The following is a 20056-nucleotide window of genomic DNA, read 5'->3' on the forward strand; positions in this document are numbered from 1 at the left end:
TGGGTACGTTTAGCGCAAACCGGTCTGGCTGCCCAGGTAGGCACCGGCTCCAGGTGCCATGGCTTCCAGACCGAGCCTGCGCAACATCTGGCGTGCGGTACAGGCTGCCGTGGACGTCACCGGGATGCCCAGCGAGTCCTGCGCGGCCTCGAGCGCCGCGAGCGATGGCATCTGGACACAGGCAGACAGCACCACGGTATCCACACCCCTGGTATCCAGGCGCTTGACGTCCTCCAGCAACTGCAACGGATCCCGCTCGCCGACTTCCAGATTGTCGAGAATCGAGAAATTAATCACGTCCTTGACCTCGATGCCCTCGTGCTCGATGTACTCGACCACGGTCTTGGTCAGGGCATCGCTGTAGGGCGCCATCAGCGCAATCCGGCGCGCCCCGAAATCCTTCAGTTCATCCACCAGCGCTCCCGCCGACGTCATGATCTGCGGACGGTACGGCGCGTCGCCGATGACTGCGCCCAGATCATCGATGACCTGGCGGTGATAGCCGTGACCCATGCACATGGTCGCCACCAGGCACGCCGTGCTCATCACGTCGACGCGGGCGTCCGCCAGTTCGACGGCGCAGCGGCCCATATCCCGGTTCATCCTCTCCAGCTCCTCCGCCACCACGCGATGCATGCGGACGCGGCTGGAGTGGAAGCTGAACTGTTCCGGCCGCACCTGCATGCGAGCGTTGAAGATGGCCGGCACTTCGCGCTCCATCGTGATATTGGAGCTGGGCACGATTTGCCCGATTCGATACTTCGACATTGAGGGTTTCCAGAACAGTTCAGAGAGCTGGCGACAGGAAGCGGTTGAGCACTGCGCGCAGCGAAGCGGGGATGGGAGTGCCTTCGCGTCGGTCCAGCCGTACGCAGATCGGCGAGAACATCGCGTCGAAGACCGGTGTCCCATCCGGACGCCGGGCCATGCAGCGAATATCGAACGACCTGGTACGGATGGCTTCGACGCTGCAGCGGATGTCGATCACGTCGTCGGGCCAAAGCGTCCCGATGAATTCGAAACGCATCGCCTTGCATGGCGTTCCCACGCCATACCCTTCTCCCAGTCTGCCGTTACCGCCGGCCATGTGGGAGGTGTAGAGACCGACAGCCCCTAGCAAGTAATCGGTGAAGCGTCCGGTGTAAACCACTCCCGCCGGGTCACAATCGCCCCAGCGTACCGTTCGCCGTACCACAAACGGGGTCTCACTGATGACGTACTCCGTGGCGCGGATCATGACTGCCCTTGCGCCGCCACCGCCGTGACACCGCCGGCGGCGAGTTCGGCCATCAGGGCCGGAAACTGTGCCCGCAACCGCTCGGCGTCAACCCGGCCCGTACGGGTCATGAAACGGAATACGAACTCGTGCGGCGTGGGAAGCTCCATCCACTCGCGGATGCGCTCGTACCAGTTGTACGAAGCCTCGGAAGCACTGATCAGCTTGGCCTTCTCCGGCTTGCGAACGGCCTCGTATTGCTCCAGGGCCGCGGCGACATTGCCGGGATTGGCCACAATGGCGTCCGCCAGCGCCATCGCGTCCTCCATGGCAATCCGGGTACCCGATCCGATCGAAAAATGGGCGCTGGTCAGCGCATCGCCGATGAGCACCTGGTTCCCGACATGCCAGTTGGCATTCAGAATCACCGGAAACTGCCGCCAGATCGAATTGTTGGATACCAGGCCGTGCCCGCCCAGCTCCGGAGCAAAGACGTTCTCAAACAGTGCCTGGCGCGCTTCGGCACTCATTTCTTCCATGCCAAAGTCGACCCACGTCTGATGATCGCACTCCGCCACGAAGGTGCTCATCGAATCGGAATAAGGATAGTAGTGGGCCACGAAATAGCCGCCTTGGTACTTGCGAAACACCAGCGCGGGGCTGGCGAATGGCTTCGCCACGCCAAACCAGGCGAAGTGGTTGGTCAGCGTGCGGCGGGTCGTGCCAAAGGCGGCCTCATTGGCCGTGCGCACTTGCGAGCCGATGCCGTCCGCCCCCACTACAATGTCGGCGTCCAGCGCATCAAAGTCCGCGATGCGTTGGTTGCAGGTAACCCGTACCCCCAGCTCCTTCGCACGCTCCTGGAGCACCGAGAGCAGGCTGATACGCGGAATCGCACCACCACCCGCGCCGGGCTTCTTCATGACAATCGGATGTTCGTGGCTGATGATCGAATGCTGGTCATTGAATCGCATCACCTTCGCCAGGCGATCCACCACCAAGGGGGAAGCCGAGCGGAGGTTGGACAGACCAGTATCCGCAAGAACCACGCCGAAACCAAAGGTCGCATCCTCCGGATTCTGCTCGAATACATCGATGTCGACCTCGGCCATCCGTTCCTTCAGCAGGATCGAGAGGAACAGGCCCGACGGTCCGCCGCCAATGATTGCGACCTTCATTGCGCGTCTCCCGGAGCGACCACCAGGGCATCCATGTCGAACTGGCGAATCTTGCCGGCCAGCCCGCCCGTCAAGGCGCCGTACCACACCGCTGGCTTGAAGCCGAGTTCCTTGCGCCGGAATTGCAATGCCGGATTGCCATCGATGCGTACATAGCCGTTGCCCAGCGCTGTGGTCTTGTAGCCTTCCGTCTTGCGCGCCACATCGATCAACGGCGCAAACTCGGGCACATCCAGCACATACACCGACGCCTTTTTGCCATCAGGCACGGCCTGCTCGATCCGTTCGGCCTTGCGCTGCCAGACAGGTTCGATGGAGCCGAAGGCCGCGCCCTTATCGCGAGCGCGTTCGAGTTCAATGGCGGAGTCGATGGTGAAAGCAGCGTCCTGCCTGTCGGCGCTGCTGAACGGGCGGACCTGCCATGTGATCTCGATCGGATAGCCGTTCGGATCGTTGAAGTAGATCGATTCGATGACTTCGTGGCGGATCTGATAGCGCAAGGGAATGCCAACCGCCTCGACCCGCTGGCGCCACTGCAGCAATTCCGCCTCGTCGCGCACTCGCCATGCGGTGTGCGTGGCGCGGTCCTGGTAGTGCTCGCGGACGGTCAGCCAGTCGGGACGTTCCGTACCGATGTAATAGAAGAACGCGATGGTGCTGCCGTTGCCGCTATCGAAAAAGAAGTGCAGGAAGTCGGCATGGTTGTCGGGACCCCAGCCTTTTGCGGAAATCGCGTGTACCAGAGGCAGGCCAAGCAGGTCGCGGTAGAAGTGCACGGTCTCTGCAAGCTTCCAGGTCGGCCGGGCCGTGTGATGAACGCCGTGCAGTTCAACAACGGGGGCGTTCGCTTGCGCGCCTTGGGTGGATTGGTTCATGTCTCGTCCTTCTTCACTTCGCTTGTTCAACGGTGTTCTTGTCTGCTTCCGCGCGCAGCATCTGGACGATGCGGTCACGCAGCAGCACCTTGCTGAGCTTGCCCGATGCGGTCAGTGGAAACTCGGGAATGATCTCCAGCCGCTCGGGCCATTTGAACTTCGCCAGGCCGGCCTGCTGCAGGTATTGGGTCAGTTCGAGCAATGTCAGGCCCGCTGCGGCCAGCGTCGGCTTCAACATTACGAACGCACATACCCGTTCGCCGTACACCTTGTCCGGCATGCCAACGACAGCCGAGGCCATGACCGCAGGATGCAGGTTGATGACGTTCTCGAGCTCTTCGGCGTTGATCTTCTCCCCGCCGCGATCAACCACATCCTTGATGCGACCACGGAAGAAGTAATAGCGCTTGCCGTTCACCACCTGCGACGACATAAGGTCGCCCGATCGGTAGAAGCCGTCAGAGGTAAAGCGCGTGACGTCCTCCTGCTCTGACTTGTAGTAACCACGGATCGTGTAGGGACCGCGGAACAGGGCCTCGCCGGTCTCGCCTTCGGCCACATCGTCTTCCGTACCCGGATGGACGATGCGAACCTCATCTGCGTCAGACACCGGATAACCAACCGACTCCTCACGTATTTGCGCCGGATCGTCCGGGCGCGTGAACATGATCACGCCTTCGGTCATGCCGAAAATGTGATGCGTGGGCGAGCCCGTGAGGCGTGTCAGGTTGGCCCCGTTCTTCGGGGCAATGAACGTGCGCCGCGCCTTGTCCGTCGCCGTGCCGCGAACCAACTCCGGCGCAATGCGGTTCAGGATCGGCCCGGCCACGCCGAACCAGGTCGGTTCATAGTCGCGGACCAGGGACTGCAACGTGTCTTCGCCGATATCCGGCGCCACCGTCACCTTGGCGCCGCAAAGCAGAAACGGTCCGAAGAAGCAGCCCATGTTGAGGTTATGCATGTACGGCGTGGGGAAGAACAGCACGTCGTCCGGTCCGTAACCGTTACATGCGGCCACCGCACGCATGTTGTACAGATATTCGTTCTGGAAGCGCGGAATGATCTTGGGCACGCCCGTGGTGCCGCCCGATAACTGGAACACGGCCGCCTGGAACGGCTCGTGCCTGACCTCTGACAGGATCTGCTGCGCACGCCCCAGCGACATGTCGCGAATCAGGTCAGCCAGCAGGACGGCACGGCCCCGGCGCTCGCCGCGAGCCTGCAGGATGAACTGCAGGCTTGGCACTTCGGCTTGCATCTCTTCCGCAAAGGCCACGTCATCGAACTTCGGATCATCGCCTTGCACGAAATGCAGGCGGGCCTCGCAGAGGTTGCCGAGGTAGCCAACTTCGAGCTTGCGGAATGCCTGAAGCGAGCACAGAGGAATGATGCCGGCCTTCAGGCAACCGAGGAACGCGAACAGCAACTCGTTGCTGTTGCCACATTGAAAGATGGCCCGGTCCAGCGGCTTGAGACCCAGGGCGAGCAAGGCGGCACCCAGCCGGTCCGTCTGTTGATCCAGCTCTCCGTAAGTGAATTCACCCTCGGGACCTACCAGCGCCAGACGGTCATGATGTTCTAGAAACGATTGGCGCAGGGCTCCGACCAGCGTCTCGGCCGTGAGGTAGCCCTCGCCCACATATCGGCGAAGACGATCTTCATCGGGGTAGCGCACGCCTTCCAGCAAGATGGACGGGCGCACATGGGTGGGTTGCAGCATGTTTTGTCTACCTCTATGTATATTTGTGGTCCAGCGTAGTGCGCTCAGACCATCGTTTCGCGCAGCCATTCGACGATGTGCCGGCCGGCAACTTGCTGCCCGGGCTCTTCTTCGCGGCTCAGTGCCATGCCGTGGTGATTGCCGCGCACGCGGATGTGGCGCTTGTGCTGCGCCGGAATCTGATCGTAGATGGCGCGGATATCGGCAGGAAAGGTGCACTGGTCGCCGGTGTATTCAAGCAGCAGCGCCGGCTGATGCAACGCGCCAATGGTTTTGTCCAGTGACGCATTCGACGACAGCCCGGACCATGTGGAAAGCCAGGACTCCGGCGTGACGACGCGTCCAAAGCCCACGCTGCCCCAGTTGGACACGAACGGGTCCTTGCCCCAGAGCGAACCGGTCTTCCGGTCAGACGGGTCCAGGGAGATGTCCCAGGAACGCAGATCGGCATCGGTACGCCAGACTTCGAAAACCGGCGCGTGGGCGGCCAGGCGTCGGTCGGCATCGGTGCTCGAACCGGACTTCACCTGTCGACGCGCTTCGAGCTTGGCACTCAGCATGGCCTTCGCCCGGGCGTCGATGCGGGCCACACGGTCGACCTGCGCGGCGCGGTATCGTTCGATGAACGCCGGTGCATAGGTTGCCTTCCCCGTTTCGACATCGAAGCCATTGCCCCTGGAGAAAGGGTCAAGCGCGGGGTCTGTCTGCAGCGGGTCGTCTTCATCCGTGACCGACGGGTCGATGCCGCTCATCAACAGCTTTCCCTGACCTGGATGGGGCGATACCAGGATGAAGGCGTCCACCTCCGGCATATGCAGGTCACCCAGATTGGTCGGGCGGCCAGCCGGCGTGCGGGCGATGCGCATTTCGCGTGGCGTCAGCGACTGCTGGTTGTAGAACGTGTACAACCCGGCGCCACCCGAGTTTCCGAGCAGCACGATCTTTTCATAGCCGAGCTCGCGCAGATGCGTCATGCCGGCAGCAACGTCGAACAGCGCGATCTCATGCTCCAGGCGCAGGTCGTTGCCGATGGACCGTGGACCCTGCACCCAGCAGGCGCATCCGGCATCGAGCACAAATGGCACGAGGTAATGGGTAATGGCCATCTCGCGCGGGTGCATCAGCGAGACTACCGTCTTCTCCTTGCCCGTCACGCTGAACAGAAAGCCGAGCGTACGCTGTCCGTCGGCCGTGCCAAGCGCATACGGCACCATCTGATACGGGCGATCCATCAAGCGGGAGTCCCATGATGCACCCCGCATCCCTGCCGTCACCTGCGGCTTGTCTTGTTCAGTCACTGTGCCTCCTTCGTAAATGCCACCGTCTCAATAATCTAGTCATTATTTGATATGCTGTCAAATAATTCCGTATGTCCGAGGGGACTGCCCAGAACGTGAAACAGAGTGTGCCGCGAAGGCGGCACACTGCCAGACGCTACGTAGCCGGCAGGTCTGGCAACAACGATCAGAAGTTGTGCCGAAGGCCGACCACGGCGCCGAACTGATTCGCGCCTGGCACCACGGAGCCATCGTACCCATTTGCAGCCAAGGCGGAACCTCCCTTGTTCAGGGTGTATGAGGCCGTCAGATAGGCATCCGTGCGTTTTGAGAACCGATAGTCAGCCGACATGACGATCGACATGGGATCCTTGGCCGAGGTCCGGTCATTGGTCTTGTAGACCGCGCCAGTCAAAGCGAACGCCTGGCCGAAGTTGTAGGTCGCGCCGGTCCAGTACAGGTCAGTGCGCGACATCGACGCCAGCAACTGGCTGACGAGTCGGCGGTAGCCGAAATAGGCAGTCACGGGACCGAAGTCTCCCGCGATGGCCGCTACATAGCGTCGCTCAGTCGCGCTGGCCGTGGCCACCGATCGCCCGTTCAACTGGTCATAGACGGCGCCGAAACGTATGTTGCCCATGCCATAGGAGAAGCCGGCGCTCATCTCACGGCCCACACGACTGTTGCCAGGTACCTCGCTGCCGTTTGCGATCGTCGAGTCAACGCCAAAACTGTATAGCGCCGATGCCGTCAACCCGCCGAACTTGCCGGTGTATTTGACGGCGTTATCCGTTCGTCCGGCGAGCCAGGAATCGTGTGAGAACGACGAGTACTTCGGCGCGAAGTACATCGGGTCGAACGGAATAATGAGATCGAACGTCAGGTTGTGATGGCGTCCCATGGAGACCTGACCATATGGCGTGTCGAGGCCGACGTAGGCACGGCGCCCGAACAGCCTTCCGCCCTGAGCGGCCATGCCGGAATCGAGCACCATGCCGCCTTCGAGCAGGAATACCCCCTTCAGTCCGCTGCCCAGATCTTCCACGCCCCGCAAGCCCCAGCGGCTGCCGGCGATGTTGCCCGAGGTCATGCGCACCAGGCTTGAACCTTGCCTGGCGGGATCCGGTACATGGTTCAGATATTCGATACCCGCATCCGCAACGCCGTATAGCGTGACAGATGACTGGGCGTGCGCGGTCGCACCGGTGGCCAGGAGCACACCGGCGATGGCCAGGCTTCGTGTCATTTCTCCTCCGTAATTTGTCTTCGATCGCGGCCATCAACGGCCTGCGATGTGCTGTCTTTTGCGGGCCGCCATGGGGGCATGCGCACCGCATAAATTGACACCAGCACAATTAAATTACGTTGTTTTTGACACCCAGTCAAATAATGGTTTTCCCGAGCCGACCTGAACCAGGGCTACCGGCCCGAGCGACAAAGCGGCGTGAGCACGCGCTAGAACATTGCCGCAGGCGCTGTCGCTTCTTCAGGCATCGTTTGTGCCCTGGGCTTGGTGTTCGCTGCGCTCGTGCTCGCCACCGCCCTCACCTCCGCCACCTCCCCCTCATGCGTATGGTCCACCACCGCCACCTTGGCCAGCTGCAGCGACCGCACGCGCTGCCCGGGCAGGCCGAAGCTGCGCGCCAGTTCATCGATGCGCAGCGCAGGCAGCGGCTTGCGTCGGTCCAGGCCGGCGAAGCGATACTGGTTGTAGAGCGCCCATGACAGCAGCACGATGCCGTTGAACAGCCCCACCAGCACGTAGACCGTCAGCGTGCCCATGGTAGGCAGCAGCGCGGCCCAGAACGGCACGCCAGGGCCGGCGGACGCTTCCTGCAGGATGGCGCGGATGCCGCTCGCGCCCAGGTAGAAGAAGCCGACCCAGGCCAGCGCCGTGAGCACGGCGTCGAACAGCCAGCGCAGGCGCGAGCCGCGGGTACGGATGATCATGGTTTCGGGTTTCATCACGACCTCGTGGTGTGGATGCCCCGGTCGGGGCTGGTCCAGCGCGCGCGCTGGCGCCGGGTCTTGAGCATGACCTTGGGAAAGGCCAGCAGCGTGGTGAGCATGCCCACCATCCAGTACGCCAGCGGATACCAGATGATCCAGTACAGCGTGCGCGCCAGGCGCGGCTCGTAGCGGCGGTCGATCAGCACGCTCAGGGCAAACTGCAGCAGGCACACCGCGGCCAGCACCATGCCGGTAAAGCCCGGCGGCATCAGCTTCTGGATGCGGATATTGGGCGGCAGCTCGATGAAATGCCCCAGCGCCCACAGCAGGATCGACATGGCGAAGGCAAAGGCCCAGCCCGCCGACAGGCAGTACTCCGCCATCAGCGGCCACAGCCGGCGGTGGCGCCAGATCCAGATCGACCGGACGTTCTTCATGAACACCTCGGCGCCGCCCTGGGCCCAGCGCAGGCGCTGCTTGAGCAGGCCGCGCACGGTCTCGGGCATCAGGATCCAGCACAGCGCGCGCGGCTCGTAGAAGATCGACCAGTGGTCGCGCTGCAGCTTCCAGCTGATGTCGATGTCCTCGGTGATCATGTCCAGGCTCCAATAGCCCACGCGGTCCAGCGCGCGGCGCCGGAACGCCGCGACCACGCCCGAGACGGTGAAGACCTGGCCGTAGACGCGCTGGGTGCGCTTGATCAGGCCGATGATCGACGAGAACTCCCCTACCTGGATCCGCCCCACCAGCGTCGAGCGGGTGCGGATGCGCGGATTGCCCGTGACCGCGCCGACGCGCGGATTGGCCACCATCGGCGCGACCAGGTAAGCGGCCGCGTCGGGGTCCAGCGCGGCATCGCCGTCGATGCAGACCAGGTATTCGCCGCGCGCGGCCAGTGCGCCCATGCGCAGCGCCATGGCCTTGCCCTGGTTGTGCGCCAGGTGCACCACGCGCAGGCGGGGATGGCGCGCCGCCAGTGCGTCCAGCAAGGCGCCGGTGCCGTCGCGCGAGCCGTCGTTGATGGCGATCACCTCGAAGTCGGGATAGCGCTGGGCCAGCGCCGCCAGCAGGGTTTCCTCTCCGTTCTTTTCCTCGTTGTAGCACGGCACCAGGATCGAAATGAACGGCTCGCCGGGCACCGCGGGCGCCTCGCGTTCGGCGGCCCAGCGCCACTGGCGCTCCCAGTGCCACCAGAAGTACAGGCCGCCGGCGATCCACAGGCCGGACATGAACAGCGGATAGAAGAACACAAAGGCCAGCAGCAGGTCACCGGTGGCAAGGGCGGCCAGCGCGAACGGCAGCGCCAGCGCAAGGCACAGGATGACCAGGGCAAACAGTCGTTCGATCATGGTGCGGGGTACCAGGCGTTGGACAGCGCCGGCCGGATCAGCTCGAGCCGGGGCTGGTTGTTGTGGAAGTCGTCCGGGTAGTAGCCGAAACTGCGCGCGCCACGGCGCTGCAGGCGCTGCATCCAGCCGGCCAGCACCGCGCTGTCGACCGCGCTGTCGACCGAACGGGCCGCGGGACCACGCCAGTCGCGCGCCTGCAACTCGAACACGGTGCGCCGCAGCGCGCCCGGGCGCCGGGCGATGGTGTCGACCATGCGGTCGAGCCATGCGTTCTCCTGGCCGGCGGGCACCTGTTCCATGTACGGCATCGCCATTGGCGCGGTCCAGTCGTAGGCGGCGAGGAAGTCGTCCAGGTTCTGCGCGAACCATGCCTCGCTCTCCGGCTGCAGCACCGGCAGCGCGAAGATGTTGCGCGCCGTCTTGATGGCCGGCCCGCGCACCTCGCGCACGCGCGCGGTCAGCTCGTGGGTAAAGTCCACCAGCGCCCGGCTCTTCATGCGGGTCCAGCGCTGCATCTGTTCGGGGCTGGCGCGCAGTTCGGCGATCGAACCAGGCAGGCCCGCGGCGCGATACGCGGCCAGCGCCGGCGCGCTGGCATCCTCGAAGTCGCCCAGCAAGGCGTCGTCGTGGAACAGGATGCCGTCGAAGAAGGCATGGCGCGCCAGGTCTTCATAGAGGTCGCCGATGCGCGCCCGGGCCTGCGGATCGAACGGCGACAGGCGCCGGTACTGCTTCGGGTCGACCGCCGCGGTGCCGGTGGCGGGGTCCCAGCGCGCCACGCGCGCCAGCGACGGGTCGAGGTCGAAGCTCAGCACCGGCATCCACGCATACACCTTGACGTTGGCGCGGTTGTCGAGCTGCCAGGCCACCCGGTTGAACAGGTCGGCGCGCACCGGCAGCCAGCGATTGGGGAAGTACACCGACCTGACCAGTCCGTCGCCGTCGTCGTCGGAGAACGCCTGCAGGAACACGGTGTCGATCTTCAGGTCGGCGATGCGCTGCACCAGCAGGCCCAGGTTGCGTTCGACCTGGGCGGGATCGGGGTCATAGACATAGTCCAGGTCCACGTGCGCGACGCGCATGCCGTTGGGCTCTTCCATCGCGACCACCGAGCGGGCGAAGCCGCGCAGGCCGGGATCGTCGCTGAGCAGCAGGCGCGCGCCCGACATCATGCGGTCCACCGTGGCCAGCCCGTCTTCCAGCGTCAGCGCCATCTGGTAGCCGTTCTCGGCGACGACGCGCAGCGCCGCGCCGCCCTCGGCACCGTACGGCCAGATCCACACGCGCACCGGCTTGCCGGTCACGGCGCGCACCTTGGCGGTGATGCGGGCCACGTCGGCACGCAAGCGCGCCTGCTGCGCGGCATCGCTTTCATAGCGGCCGGTGCCGGCATCGAAGACGCGCACCGCCGCGGCCGGCTCGGTGTTGCCCTGCGGGTTGGCGCGCACGCCGTAGTGCAAGGCATCGGTATGCGCGCCGATTTCCACCAGGCCCGACGCGGCGATCTCGCGCACCTGCTGCCAGTCGAGCAGGCGCTCGCGCGCCGTCGGCGTGCCGCCGAAATCCACCGGCTGCCCCGGCGGGGTATCGAGCCAGCTGCCTACCGGCGCCAGCACGGCCGGCCAGCGGTAGGCCTTCAGGATTGGCAGCACGCGCGTGTAGAAGCTGCGGTAGCCGTCGTCGAAGGTCAGCAGCACCGCGCGCTCGGGCAGCGGCGGCCCGCCGCGGCGCGCCGCCAGCACCTGGTCGACCGAGACCGCGCGGTAGCCGTTCTCGCGCAGCCAGGCCAGCTGGCCGACCAGGTGGTCGGTGCGCACGCTCAGGTAGGCCTGGTCGGGGTCCTTGTCTTCGACGTCGTGATAGGCCAGCACCACCACATGGTTGCGCGGCCACGGCTGCTCGGCGGCCGCGGCCGGGCGCTGGGCGGGCGGCGTGAACACCGGGATGTCCTTGGCGCAGGCGGCCAGCAGGCACGCGGCCAGCGCCAGCCAGAGCAGGCGGCAGGCGCGCCGCAGGGTTGCGTTCATGGCTTGCATTCCTGTTCAGAAGCGGTAGGTCATGTCAAAGACGATGCGCAGCTCGCGCTCGCGCTGGCCGTCGTAAGGGCGGCTGGTGCCGGTAACGGTGGCGCCGACCTCGAACACGTCGTTGGTGCGCAAGCGCTGGCCGTAGCCCACCAGCAGGATCGCGCCGGTGCCGAAGCCGCGCTGGCTGTAGGCGCCGGTGCCGGCCAGGAACTGCTGTTCCCAGACGGTCTGGTAGCGCCGGTACAGCATGTGCGTCACGCGCACCGACGGCAGCACGGTCAGGTCCGAGCGCGGGTTGTAGTACGGCGTGTCGGCGCGGCTATTGCGCGATGCCCACAGGTCGACCAGCAGGTCGGCCTTCAGGTGCGGCGCGGTATAGAAGCGCTGCACGCCGGACACGCCCGCTTCGAGCCGGTCGTTGCCGTCGCTGAAGCGCGACGGCGCCACGGTCAGCATCCATTCGCTGGCCTCGCTGCGGCGCCAGCGCGCGTAGGCCTGCACGGTGTCGGCATAGATGCCGTGCTTGAGCGCCTGCAGCGGCGTGCCGGTCGAGCGCAGCGCCGCCGACGCGCCCACGCGCCAGCGGTCGTCGATGTCATAGTCCGCGGCGATGCGCCCGCCCTGGCGTGCGCCCTGGCCATAGCCGTGCAGCGACAGCTCGCCCTCGACGGTCAGGTCGCGCACGCGCCATTGCGCGCCGGCGCGCGCCCAGCGGTAATCGACGCGGCCCTCGTCGAAGCGGCCGGTGGCATAGCCGATGCCGCCGAAGGCGCGCCAGTCGTAGTTGACCGGCGGCGTGTACAGCACCGCTTCGATGCCGAAGTTGCCGTTACCGACCACGGCGCTGTCGTTGGCCAGCCCGCGGTAGCCCTCGATGCGCAGCTCGGCCTTGTTGTAAACCTGCCACTCGCGGTCGAGGCGCCGCGCGGTGAGGTCTTCGGGGAAGCGCGCCAGGGTGTCGTCGCGCAGCAGCTCGGCCTGGCGCCATTCCTGCAGATCCAGCGCGGCGTGACCCTGCTGCACCTCCACCGGCAGGCTGCGCGGGGTCAGGGTCTCGGCCAGCTTCAGCTCGCCCTCGGCCGCGCGCGGCCAGCCGCGGGCGCGGTAGACGTCCGCCAGCGCGGCGCGCAGGCCGGAATGGCCGGGTGCCTTGCGCACCAGGTCTTCCAGCCTCTGCTGCGCCGATTCAGTGGCGTCGGCCTGCAGGTCGGCGCGGGTGGCGGTCTGCTCCGCCTGCAGCCACAGGTCGTTGGGCTGGCGCATCGGCTGGCCGCGCACCCAGCGCCAGCGCGGCTGCTCGGTGCTGGCCTGCGCCACGGCCTGCGCGGCGGGATCGAAGGCCTCGGCCTCGGCGTGGGCGTAGTAGAGGCCGGTCTGCGCCTTGAGCCGGGTTTCGGCATCCAGGCCGTGCGGGTAAGCGTCGCGCACCTGGCGAAACAGCGGCGCGGCCTGCTCCGGCTGGCGCAGGTACAGGTAGGCGGCGGCGACATCTCCCAATGCATAGGCCGGGACCTCGACGCCCTCGGCGCGCAGCGCCTCGTATTCGTTCACCACGTCCTGCATCCGGACCCGCGCGTGCAGCGCGGCGAGGCGGTCGATGCGCGCGCGGCGCAGTTGCGGCGCGGCCGGCGGCGCCAGCGCCTGCAGGGCGGGCAGCAATGCGTCATAGCGTGCCAGCGCGCGATCGGCAATGGCAAAGCGCTCGGCCTCGGTGCGCGCCGGCATGTCAGCCAGGCGCACCAGCTCGGCCGCGGCATCGAGCTCCAGCGCCAGGCGCGCGCGCTGGTCGAACAGTGCCGGGTGCTCGCCTGCGACGCGCAGCGCCGCCTCCGGCAGTCCCGCGCGCTGCAGCGTGCCGACATATTCGCGCACGACATCGGCGCGCTGCGGCGCGCGCAGGTACGCTTGATCCGCCTCGAACAAGGCGGCGTACGGCTCGCCGGCGCGCGTCTGCGCGTAGGCCAGTGCCAGGCGGCTGTCGACGGCGACGGGATCGCGCTGCACCAGCGCCTGCCCCAGCGCCACCGCCTCGGCGGCCTGGCCGCTGTCGGCCAGCACCTTCACCTCGCCCAGTGCGAACACCGCTTGTGCAGGGAAGCGCTGCCGGCCTTCGCGATAGCGCGCCAGCGCCTCGTCCCAGCGTCGCTCGTCGCGCAAGGCGCCGGACACGGACGCCAGCACCTCCGGCGGCAAGGCGCGCGTTTCGTCGAGGTTGCCATAGGCTTCCAGCACTTCGCCCGGTCGTCCCGCCCAGCTGGCGATGACGATGCGGTCCCACGCGGCCCGCTGGTCCGACGGTGCGCGCTCGCGCAGCATTGCCAGCGCGGGCGCATAGTCGCCGGCGCGGGCGCGCAGGATCAGTGCGTCATAGTCGGAATTCGCGTGCGCGAGTGCCGGCAGCCAGCACATTGCCGCCAGCCCCGCGGTCAGTCCGGTACCCAGCGCGGCCCGAGCGCGCCGACGCCTCCCCTGCCGCCGCAGCGCCCCGTCGCGGGCACGCTCACGGCGCTTCATCAGTGAATCCATGGGATCCGCAGCCTGTCTCTGTGTTGCCCAAGCTGGCGCCGCGCACCGATGACACAGGCGCGCGCGGGCTTGAACTCCGTTATCGGCTTATCGCATGGCGGCACCAGGACACGGAACCCGATCGGGCCTGGCCGGGTGCGAAAACCGGCAGAACAGGCCTACGGGATCCGGCGCGGCACCGAGGAACTGCGCCGGATGGCCATTCGCAGCGGGAATGGCGTCGTGCAACCGCAGGGGCCGATAAATCGGGCTGCGTTGCCGCTAATGCGAAGGCGATTGTAAGGAGAGTGCGGCGGACAGATTGTTAATTTTCGCAAACGAATTGGTGATTGCATGAATTATCTCAATCACTAATTCGTTTATGTCGCGCACGAAATATCCGGATGCGGTTGCGCGATACGGAGCCTGGCGGGGCCTGCAATGCAGCCCGCATCCCCAGAGCAGGCAAGGCTTTCACGGGAATTTGCACACGCCGCTTGCGCTATCCAGATTCAACAGCTTTCCGCCGATCGCAGACAATAAATCAATGCGTCGATGGACATCGCTCTAGCAATAATTTATTATGATTTTAATGTCATAACCCAAACAGGCCAAATGGCGTTTATCCCCCGATCAGGGGATGGAATGGGATTTTTGCCTAATGAATTTCGGAAATTGGCGCCGGGAGGACGGTGCCTGAAATATCTGTGGGGACTGACTTCGTGGAGGCGCCGGCCCTCTCCCTCGCCCCTCTCCCGCAGGCGGGAGAGGTGAGAAAAAAACATGCTCTCAGGCGGGCAGGCGCAGTGTCGCCTGCAGGCCGCCGCCCTCGCGATTGGCCAGTTGCAGCGTGCCGCCCAGCGCCTGCGTCAGCTGCAGCGCGATTGCCAGCCCCAGGCCGGTGCCGCCGGTGCCGCGGTTGCGCGAGGTTTCGACGCGGTAGTACGGCTGCATCACGCGCTCCAGTTCCGCCTCCGGAATGCCCGGGCCGCGGTCCTGCACGGCGATCTGCAGCCAGCCATCGTCCTGCCGTGCCACCGCCAGCGTGACCTCCGCGCCGAACTTCAGCGCGTTGTCGATCAGGTTGGTCAGGATGCGCCGCAGCGCCTGCGGGCGTGTCAGCAGCGGCGCGCCCGCCTGGCCTTCGATGGCGATGGTGTGGCCGGCGTCGAGGTAGTCGCCGGCCAGGCTGTCGAGCAGCGCATCGGGATCGATGCGGGCCGGGGTCTCGGTGCCGCCCTGCAGGGTGCGCGCATAGGCCACGCCTTCGCGCACCAGGTGCTCCATCTCGCGCAGGTCGTGGTAGAGCTTCTGCTGCGTGGGCGAGTCTTCCATCAGGTCCACGCGCAGCCGCATGCGCGTGATCGGCGTCTGCAGGTCGTGCGAGATCGCGGCCAGGATCTGCATGCGCTCATCCAGGTAGCCGGCAATGCGGGCCTGCATGGCGTTGAAGGCGGCGGCGGCGTGGGCCACCTCGGTCGGCCCGGTTTCGGGCACGCGCTGCGCCTTCAGGTCCGGCCCCAGGTTCTCGGCGGCGCTGGCCAGCTGGCTGAGCGGACGCGTGACCACGCGCACCGCCAGCCAGGCACAGGCCACCAGCAGCGCCAGCTGCGCCGCCAGCATCGCCAGCAGCCACGGCGAGACCAGCGAGCGTTTGGGCCGCACGTCGATCGTCAGCGGGCTGCCGTCATGCAGCCGCAGGTGTACCTGGAAACCGCCGCCCGGCTGGCTGCTGGCCGAGACCGGATAGCGGCCCTGCAGCGCCTCGGCAATGGTGTCGACGGCCTTGCGCGCCAGCGGCGCGCGCGGCGGCTCGCCCGGCGTGCCGGCATCGAGGCGGTAGCTGTAGTTGTCGCGCCGCACCCGCTCCAGCCAGGGCGCGCGCTGGTCCGCCGGCAGCATGTCGAGCATCGCCACCGAGCTGGCCACGTCGCGCTCGAGGTTGCCCAGCATCAGCCGGTCGGCGGCGCTCTTGCGCTCCATCATCACCAGGCTGTACGACAGGCTCTGCGCCAGCACCAGCCCCACCAGCAGGATCACCATCAGCCGCGCGAACAGCGTGCGCGGCCATGCCAGCCCCTTGCGCGCGTGCCCGTTCATGCGCGCTCCTGACGGATTTCGACGGCAGCGCTGAAGACATAGCCGCCGTTGCGCACGGTCTTGATGTAGCGCGGCTCGCGCGCATCGTCGCGCAGGCGCTGGCGCAGGCGGCTCACCAGCAGGTCGATCGAGCGCTCGAACAGTTCGGCGTCGCGGCCCTGGGTCAGGTTGAGCAGCTGGTCGCGCGTCAGCACCCGCTGCGGGTGGTCGACGAAGACGCGCAGCAGCCGGTATTCCGCGCCGCTGAGCGCGACGATCACGTCCTGCTCGTCGATCAGGTGGCGCGCGTTGGTGTCCAGCCGCCACGGGCCGAACGCCAGCACGCTGGCGGCCTCGGTGACCTGCAGGTTGGGTGGCAGCATGCGCGTGCGCCGCAGCACCGAGCGGATCCGCGCCAGCAGTTCGCGCGCGGCGAAGGGCTTGACCAGGTAGTCGTCGGCGCCCATCTCCAGCCCCAGGATGCGGTCGGCCTCCTCGTTGCGCGCGGTCAGCATCAGCACCGGCAGGTTGCGCCGCTCGCCCGCGCGCAGGTCGCGGCACAGCGCCAGCCCGTCTTCGCCGGGCAGCATCAGGTCCAGCACCACCAGGTCGACCGAGCCCTTGTCCAGCGCCGCGCGCATCTCGCGCCCGTTGGCGGCCAGGGACACGCGCATGCCGCTGCGCTCGAGGTAGGCGGCAACCAGTTCGCGGATTTCGCGGTCGTCGTCGACGATAAGGATATGGTCCTGCGGGGTCATGGCGGGTCCCGGAATCGAAGAAGGAGAAAAAGAAAAAGCGGTGCGGCCGGCGCTGCCAGGGATGGCAGTCGCCTGGCCCGGTGCCGCCATTATGCGGCGCTGGCGGCGCGCTTTGTATCGCTGTGTATCCGGGCCGGGTCCGGACAAGAAACATTGCACAGCGGGCCGCAAGCGGAAACAACGCGGATACGCCGGGACGGTGCAATGCAGCCATACCAATCCGGGAGTCCACCGCCATGATCGATGCCTACCTTGCCTTTGCCGCCGGCGTGCTGACGATTGCGTCGCCGTGCGTGCTGCCCGTGCTGCCCATGCTGCTGGGCGCTTCGCTGGGCGAAACCAGCCGCCTGCGCCCGCTCGCGATCGCGCTGGGTTTCGTCTCCGCCTTTTCCGCGCTGGGCATCGTCTTCGGCGCGCTCACCAGCGCCTTCAGCGACGCCCCGGGCGTGGTGCGCAACGTCGCCATCGCGATCCTGTTCGCCGCAGGCCTGGCACGGCTGTGGCCGGCCGGCTTCGGCCGCCTCACGGCACCGTTCGCCGCGCCATTCGCCGCGCTCACCGACCGCGCCGCCGGCGCCGGCAACCGGGCCGGGAATGGCCTGGCCGGCGGTTTCGTACTGGGCATGACGCTGGGCGCGGTATGGACCCCGTGCGCGGGCCCGGTGCTGGCCTCGATCCTGGCGCTGGTGGCCAAGGCGCAGGACCTGCACCGCGCCGCCGGCCTGCTCGCCCTGTTTGCCGCCGGCGCCGCGGTGCCGATGCTGGGCATCGCCTACGGCGGCCAGTTCGCCACCACCCATGTGCGCCGGCTGGCGCGCCATACGCCGCGGCTGCAGCAGGCCTTCGGCGTGCTGGTGGTGGCCACCGCCATCGCCATGTACTTCCAGTACGACACCCTCGCCGTCGCCTGGCTGACCTCGCTTTTCCCCGCCACCCAACCTGGAGCCTGAACCATGCCCCGCATCCTTCGCACCCTGTTTGCCGCAGCCGCCTTTGCCGCCGCCCCCCTGGCGATCCAGCCCGCCGCCGCAGCGCCCGCCGCGCCCGCCAATTACGGCACGGCGCCCGAGTTCACCGGTATCGGCAAGTGGCTGAATTCCGAACCGCTGACCCTTGCCGGCCTGCGCGGCAAGGTGGTGCTGGTCGACTTCTGGACCTACAGCTGCATCAACTGCATCAACACCCTGCCCCATGTGCGCAAGTGGTACGACAAATACCGCGACCAGGGCCTGGTCGTGGTGGGCGTACACACGCCGGAGTATGCGTTCGAGCGCTCCACCAGCAACGTCCAGGCCGCGCTCAAGCGCTTCGACATCCGCTACCCGGTAGCGCAGGACAACGCCTATGCCACCTGGAACGCCTGGCGCAACCAGTACTGGCCCGCGCTGTACCTGGTCGACGCCAACGGCAACGTGGTCTACAAGCACTTCGGCGAAGGCCAGTATGCCGAAACCGAGGCGGCGATCCAGAAGGCGCTGGCGCAGCGCCGCTGAGCCCGGGAAGCCGCCATGCAGGCGGCTTCCGGGGCATCCGCCTTGTCTTCCAGCGCATGGGAGTTGATACAAATTGTATGCAATCTTTGTATCACGGTTCGCTGATCCCTGTTATTCTTGCACGCCTGTTGAGGCGGGATGCAGATCCTGCCCGCCTCGCTCGCGGAGCTGCCGCACCTGGCCCGCGAGCGTGCACGAGGGCGCCGGGTTCCCCGCCCGGCGCCAGAAGAACAAGACAGCCCGGAACATCCGGGCAGACGACAGGAGACTCGAATGGCGCCCTTGCTGTTCCAGGTGGAAGACCGTCCCCCACGGTTGACGACGTTCTTGCTGGCGCTCCAGCATCTGCTGGCCGCGCTGGGCGGCATCATTGCGGTGCCGCTGGTGATCGGCGGCGCGCTGCGCCTGCCCTCCGACCAGGTGGTGGCGCTGGTCAATGCCGCGCTGCTGGGCTCGGGCATCGTCACCATCATCCAGTGCAAGGGCGTGGGCCCGGTCGGCATCCGCATGCCGTGCGTGATGGGCACCAGCTTTGCCTTTGTCGGCGCGGCGATCAGCGTAGGCGTCGAGCACGGCGTGGCCGGCATCCTGGGTTCGGCGCTGGCGGGCTCGCTGGTGATGATCCTGGGCAGCTTCTTCATGCCCGCGATCCGCAAGCTGTTCCCGCATACCGTCACCAGTGTGGTCGTCACCATGATCGGCCTGTCGCTGATCCCGGTGGCGATCGACTGGGCCGCCGGCGGCCAGGGCAGCAGCCGCTACGGCGCCCCCGGCAACCTGGCGATTGCCGTCGCCGTGCTGGCGCTGGTGGTGGCGGTGGTGCAATGGGGCAAGGGCATGCTGTCGGCCTCGGCCATCGTGGTCGGCATTGCCGGCGGCTACCTGCTGTGCCTGGCGCTGGGCCTGATCGACTTCACCCAGTTCCACCAGGCGCCGGTGTTCGCGGTGCCGCAGCCTCTGCACTTCGGGATGTCGTTCCCGATCTCCGGCATCGTCGCCATGTCGATCGCCTTCCTGGTCACCATCGTGGAATCGACCGGCACCTTCATGGCGCTGGGCTCGGCCACGCAGCGGCCGGTGTCGGGCAAATGCCTGTCGCGCGGCATCCTGTGCGACGGCTTTGGCTCGGCCTTCGCGGCGCTGGTTTGCAGCCCGCCGCTGTCCACCTTTGCCCAGAACGTCGGCGTGGTGTCGCTGACCGGCGTGGCCAGCCGCCATGTGGTGGCGCTGACCGGCGTGATGCTGCTGCTGGCCGGGCTGTTCCCGGTGCTGGGCGCGCTGGTGGTGACGATTCCGCAGCCGGTGCTTGGCGGCGCCGGCCTGATGATGTTCGCGATGATCGTTTCCGGCGGCATCCAGATGCTCAGCACGGTAAAGTTCACGCAGCGCAATACGCTGATTGTCGCGGTGTCGATCGGCTGCGGCCTGGCCGTGACCTTCCGTCCGGAACTGCTGGCCAAGCTGCCCGCCTTTGTCCACGAGGTGTTCGGCTCAGGCATCACGGTGGGCTCGCTGTCCGCGGTGTTCCTGAACCTGCTGCTGCCCGGCGGCAAGGAAGCCGCCGCCGACGAAGCCGGCCACGGTACGGTCGGCGAGGCCGCCTGAACCCCGATACTCCACACGCCGGCT

At 66.6% G+C, this 20056-nt stretch carries 16 protein-coding genes; 3 read left to right on the top strand and 13 right to left on the bottom strand.

Features of this window, described 5'->3' with window-relative positions:
* Window positions 1-9: 9 nt before the first annotated feature.
* The 13 genes from U9J39_RS15520 to U9J39_RS15580 form a co-directional block, all read right to left on the bottom strand.
* Window positions 10-768: a maleate cis-trans isomerase family protein gene (locus U9J39_RS15520; RefSeq protein ID WP_326347456.1), complete on the bottom strand. Its 759-nt coding sequence runs from the start codon at window positions 766-768 to the stop codon at window positions 10-12.
* Window positions 769-787: 19 nt separating this feature from the next.
* Window positions 788-1237: an acyl-CoA thioesterase gene (locus tag U9J39_RS15525; protein ID WP_326347457.1), complete on the bottom strand. Its 450-nt coding sequence runs from the start codon at window positions 1235-1237 to the stop codon at window positions 788-790.
* Window positions 1234-2394: an FAD-dependent monooxygenase gene (locus tag U9J39_RS15530; RefSeq protein ID WP_115713219.1), complete on the bottom strand. Its 1161-nt coding sequence runs from the start codon at window positions 2392-2394 to the stop codon at window positions 1234-1236. Before U9J39_RS15530 ends, U9J39_RS15525 begins: the two co-directional genes overlap by 4 nt.
* Window positions 2391-3269 carry a VOC family protein gene (locus tag U9J39_RS15535; RefSeq protein ID WP_115700682.1) on the bottom strand — a complete coding sequence of 293 codons (879 nt, stop codon included), beginning with the start codon at window positions 3267-3269 and terminating at the stop codon, window positions 2391-2393. The genes U9J39_RS15530 and U9J39_RS15535 overlap by 4 nt, the downstream gene beginning before the upstream one ends.
* A gap of 13 nt (window positions 3270-3282) precedes the next feature.
* Window positions 3283-4989 (bottom strand): AMP-binding protein, encoded by a 1707-nt coding sequence (locus tag U9J39_RS15540; RefSeq protein ID WP_326347458.1) that lies wholly within the window; start codon window positions 4987-4989, stop codon window positions 3283-3285.
* Between the two features lie 44 nt (window positions 4990-5033).
* The gene (locus U9J39_RS15545; RefSeq protein WP_442784901.1) at window positions 5034-6221 is read right to left on the bottom strand and encodes an alpha/beta hydrolase; all 1188 of its coding nucleotides are present in this window, start codon (window positions 6219-6221) and stop codon (window positions 5034-5036) included.
* Window positions 6222-6453: 232 nt separating this feature from the next.
* Window positions 6454-7512, bottom strand: a complete 1059-nt coding sequence (locus tag U9J39_RS15550; protein ID WP_326347460.1) for a porin — start codon at window positions 7510-7512, stop codon at window positions 6454-6456.
* Window positions 7513-7721: 209 nt separating this feature from the next.
* Window positions 7722-8231: a poly-beta-1,6-N-acetyl-D-glucosamine biosynthesis protein PgaD gene (gene pgaD, locus U9J39_RS15555; protein WP_326347461.1), complete on the bottom strand. Its 510-nt coding sequence runs from the start codon at window positions 8229-8231 to the stop codon at window positions 7722-7724.
* Window positions 8231-9565, bottom strand: a complete 1335-nt coding sequence (gene pgaC, locus U9J39_RS15560) for a poly-beta-1,6-N-acetyl-D-glucosamine synthase (RefSeq protein WP_326347462.1) — start codon at window positions 9563-9565, stop codon at window positions 8231-8233. Before pgaC ends, pgaD begins: the two co-directional genes overlap by 1 nt.
* The gene (pgaB, locus tag U9J39_RS15565; protein WP_326347463.1) at window positions 9562-11592 is read right to left on the bottom strand and encodes a poly-beta-1,6-N-acetyl-D-glucosamine N-deacetylase PgaB; all 2031 of its coding nucleotides are present in this window, start codon (window positions 11590-11592) and stop codon (window positions 9562-9564) included. Before pgaB ends, pgaC begins: the two co-directional genes overlap by 4 nt.
* 15 nt (window positions 11593-11607) lie before the next feature.
* A complete protein-coding gene (pgaA, locus tag U9J39_RS15570; protein WP_326347464.1) occupies window positions 11608-14106 on the bottom strand; it encodes a poly-beta-1,6 N-acetyl-D-glucosamine export porin PgaA in 2499 nt (832 codons plus the stop codon).
* Window positions 14107-14886: 780 nt separating this feature from the next.
* The gene (locus tag U9J39_RS15575) at window positions 14887-16197 is read right to left on the bottom strand and encodes a sensor histidine kinase (RefSeq protein ID WP_326347465.1); all 1311 of its coding nucleotides are present in this window, start codon (window positions 16195-16197) and stop codon (window positions 14887-14889) included.
* Complete coding sequence (locus U9J39_RS15580) at window positions 16194-16934, bottom strand: response regulator (protein ID WP_018007320.1); 741 nt, start codon at window positions 16932-16934, stop codon at window positions 16194-16196. Before U9J39_RS15580 ends, U9J39_RS15575 begins: the two co-directional genes overlap by 4 nt.
* A 236-nt stretch (window positions 16935-17170) precedes the next feature.
* On the opposite strand from U9J39_RS15580, the gene U9J39_RS15585 reads away from it, so the two are divergent.
* From U9J39_RS15585 to U9J39_RS15595, 3 genes are all read left to right on the top strand, one after another.
* Window positions 17171-17884 carry a cytochrome c biogenesis CcdA family protein gene (locus tag U9J39_RS15585; RefSeq protein WP_115682506.1) on the top strand — a complete coding sequence of 238 codons (714 nt, stop codon included), beginning with the start codon at window positions 17171-17173 and terminating at the stop codon, window positions 17882-17884.
* 3 nt (window positions 17885-17887) lie between these two features.
* Complete coding sequence (locus tag U9J39_RS15590) at window positions 17888-18427, top strand: thioredoxin family protein (RefSeq protein WP_115713211.1); 540 nt, start codon at window positions 17888-17890, stop codon at window positions 18425-18427.
* A 273-nt stretch (window positions 18428-18700) separates the two neighbouring features.
* The gene (locus U9J39_RS15595) at window positions 18701-20032 is read left to right on the top strand and encodes a nucleobase:cation symporter-2 family protein (protein ID WP_115700708.1); all 1332 of its coding nucleotides are present in this window, start codon (window positions 18701-18703) and stop codon (window positions 20030-20032) included.
* Window positions 20033-20056: the final 24 nt, after the last annotated feature.

This window comes from Cupriavidus sp. SS-3 (assembly GCF_035818815.1).
GTDB lineage: Bacteria > Pseudomonadota > Gammaproteobacteria > Burkholderiales > Burkholderiaceae > Cupriavidus > Cupriavidus taiwanensis_C.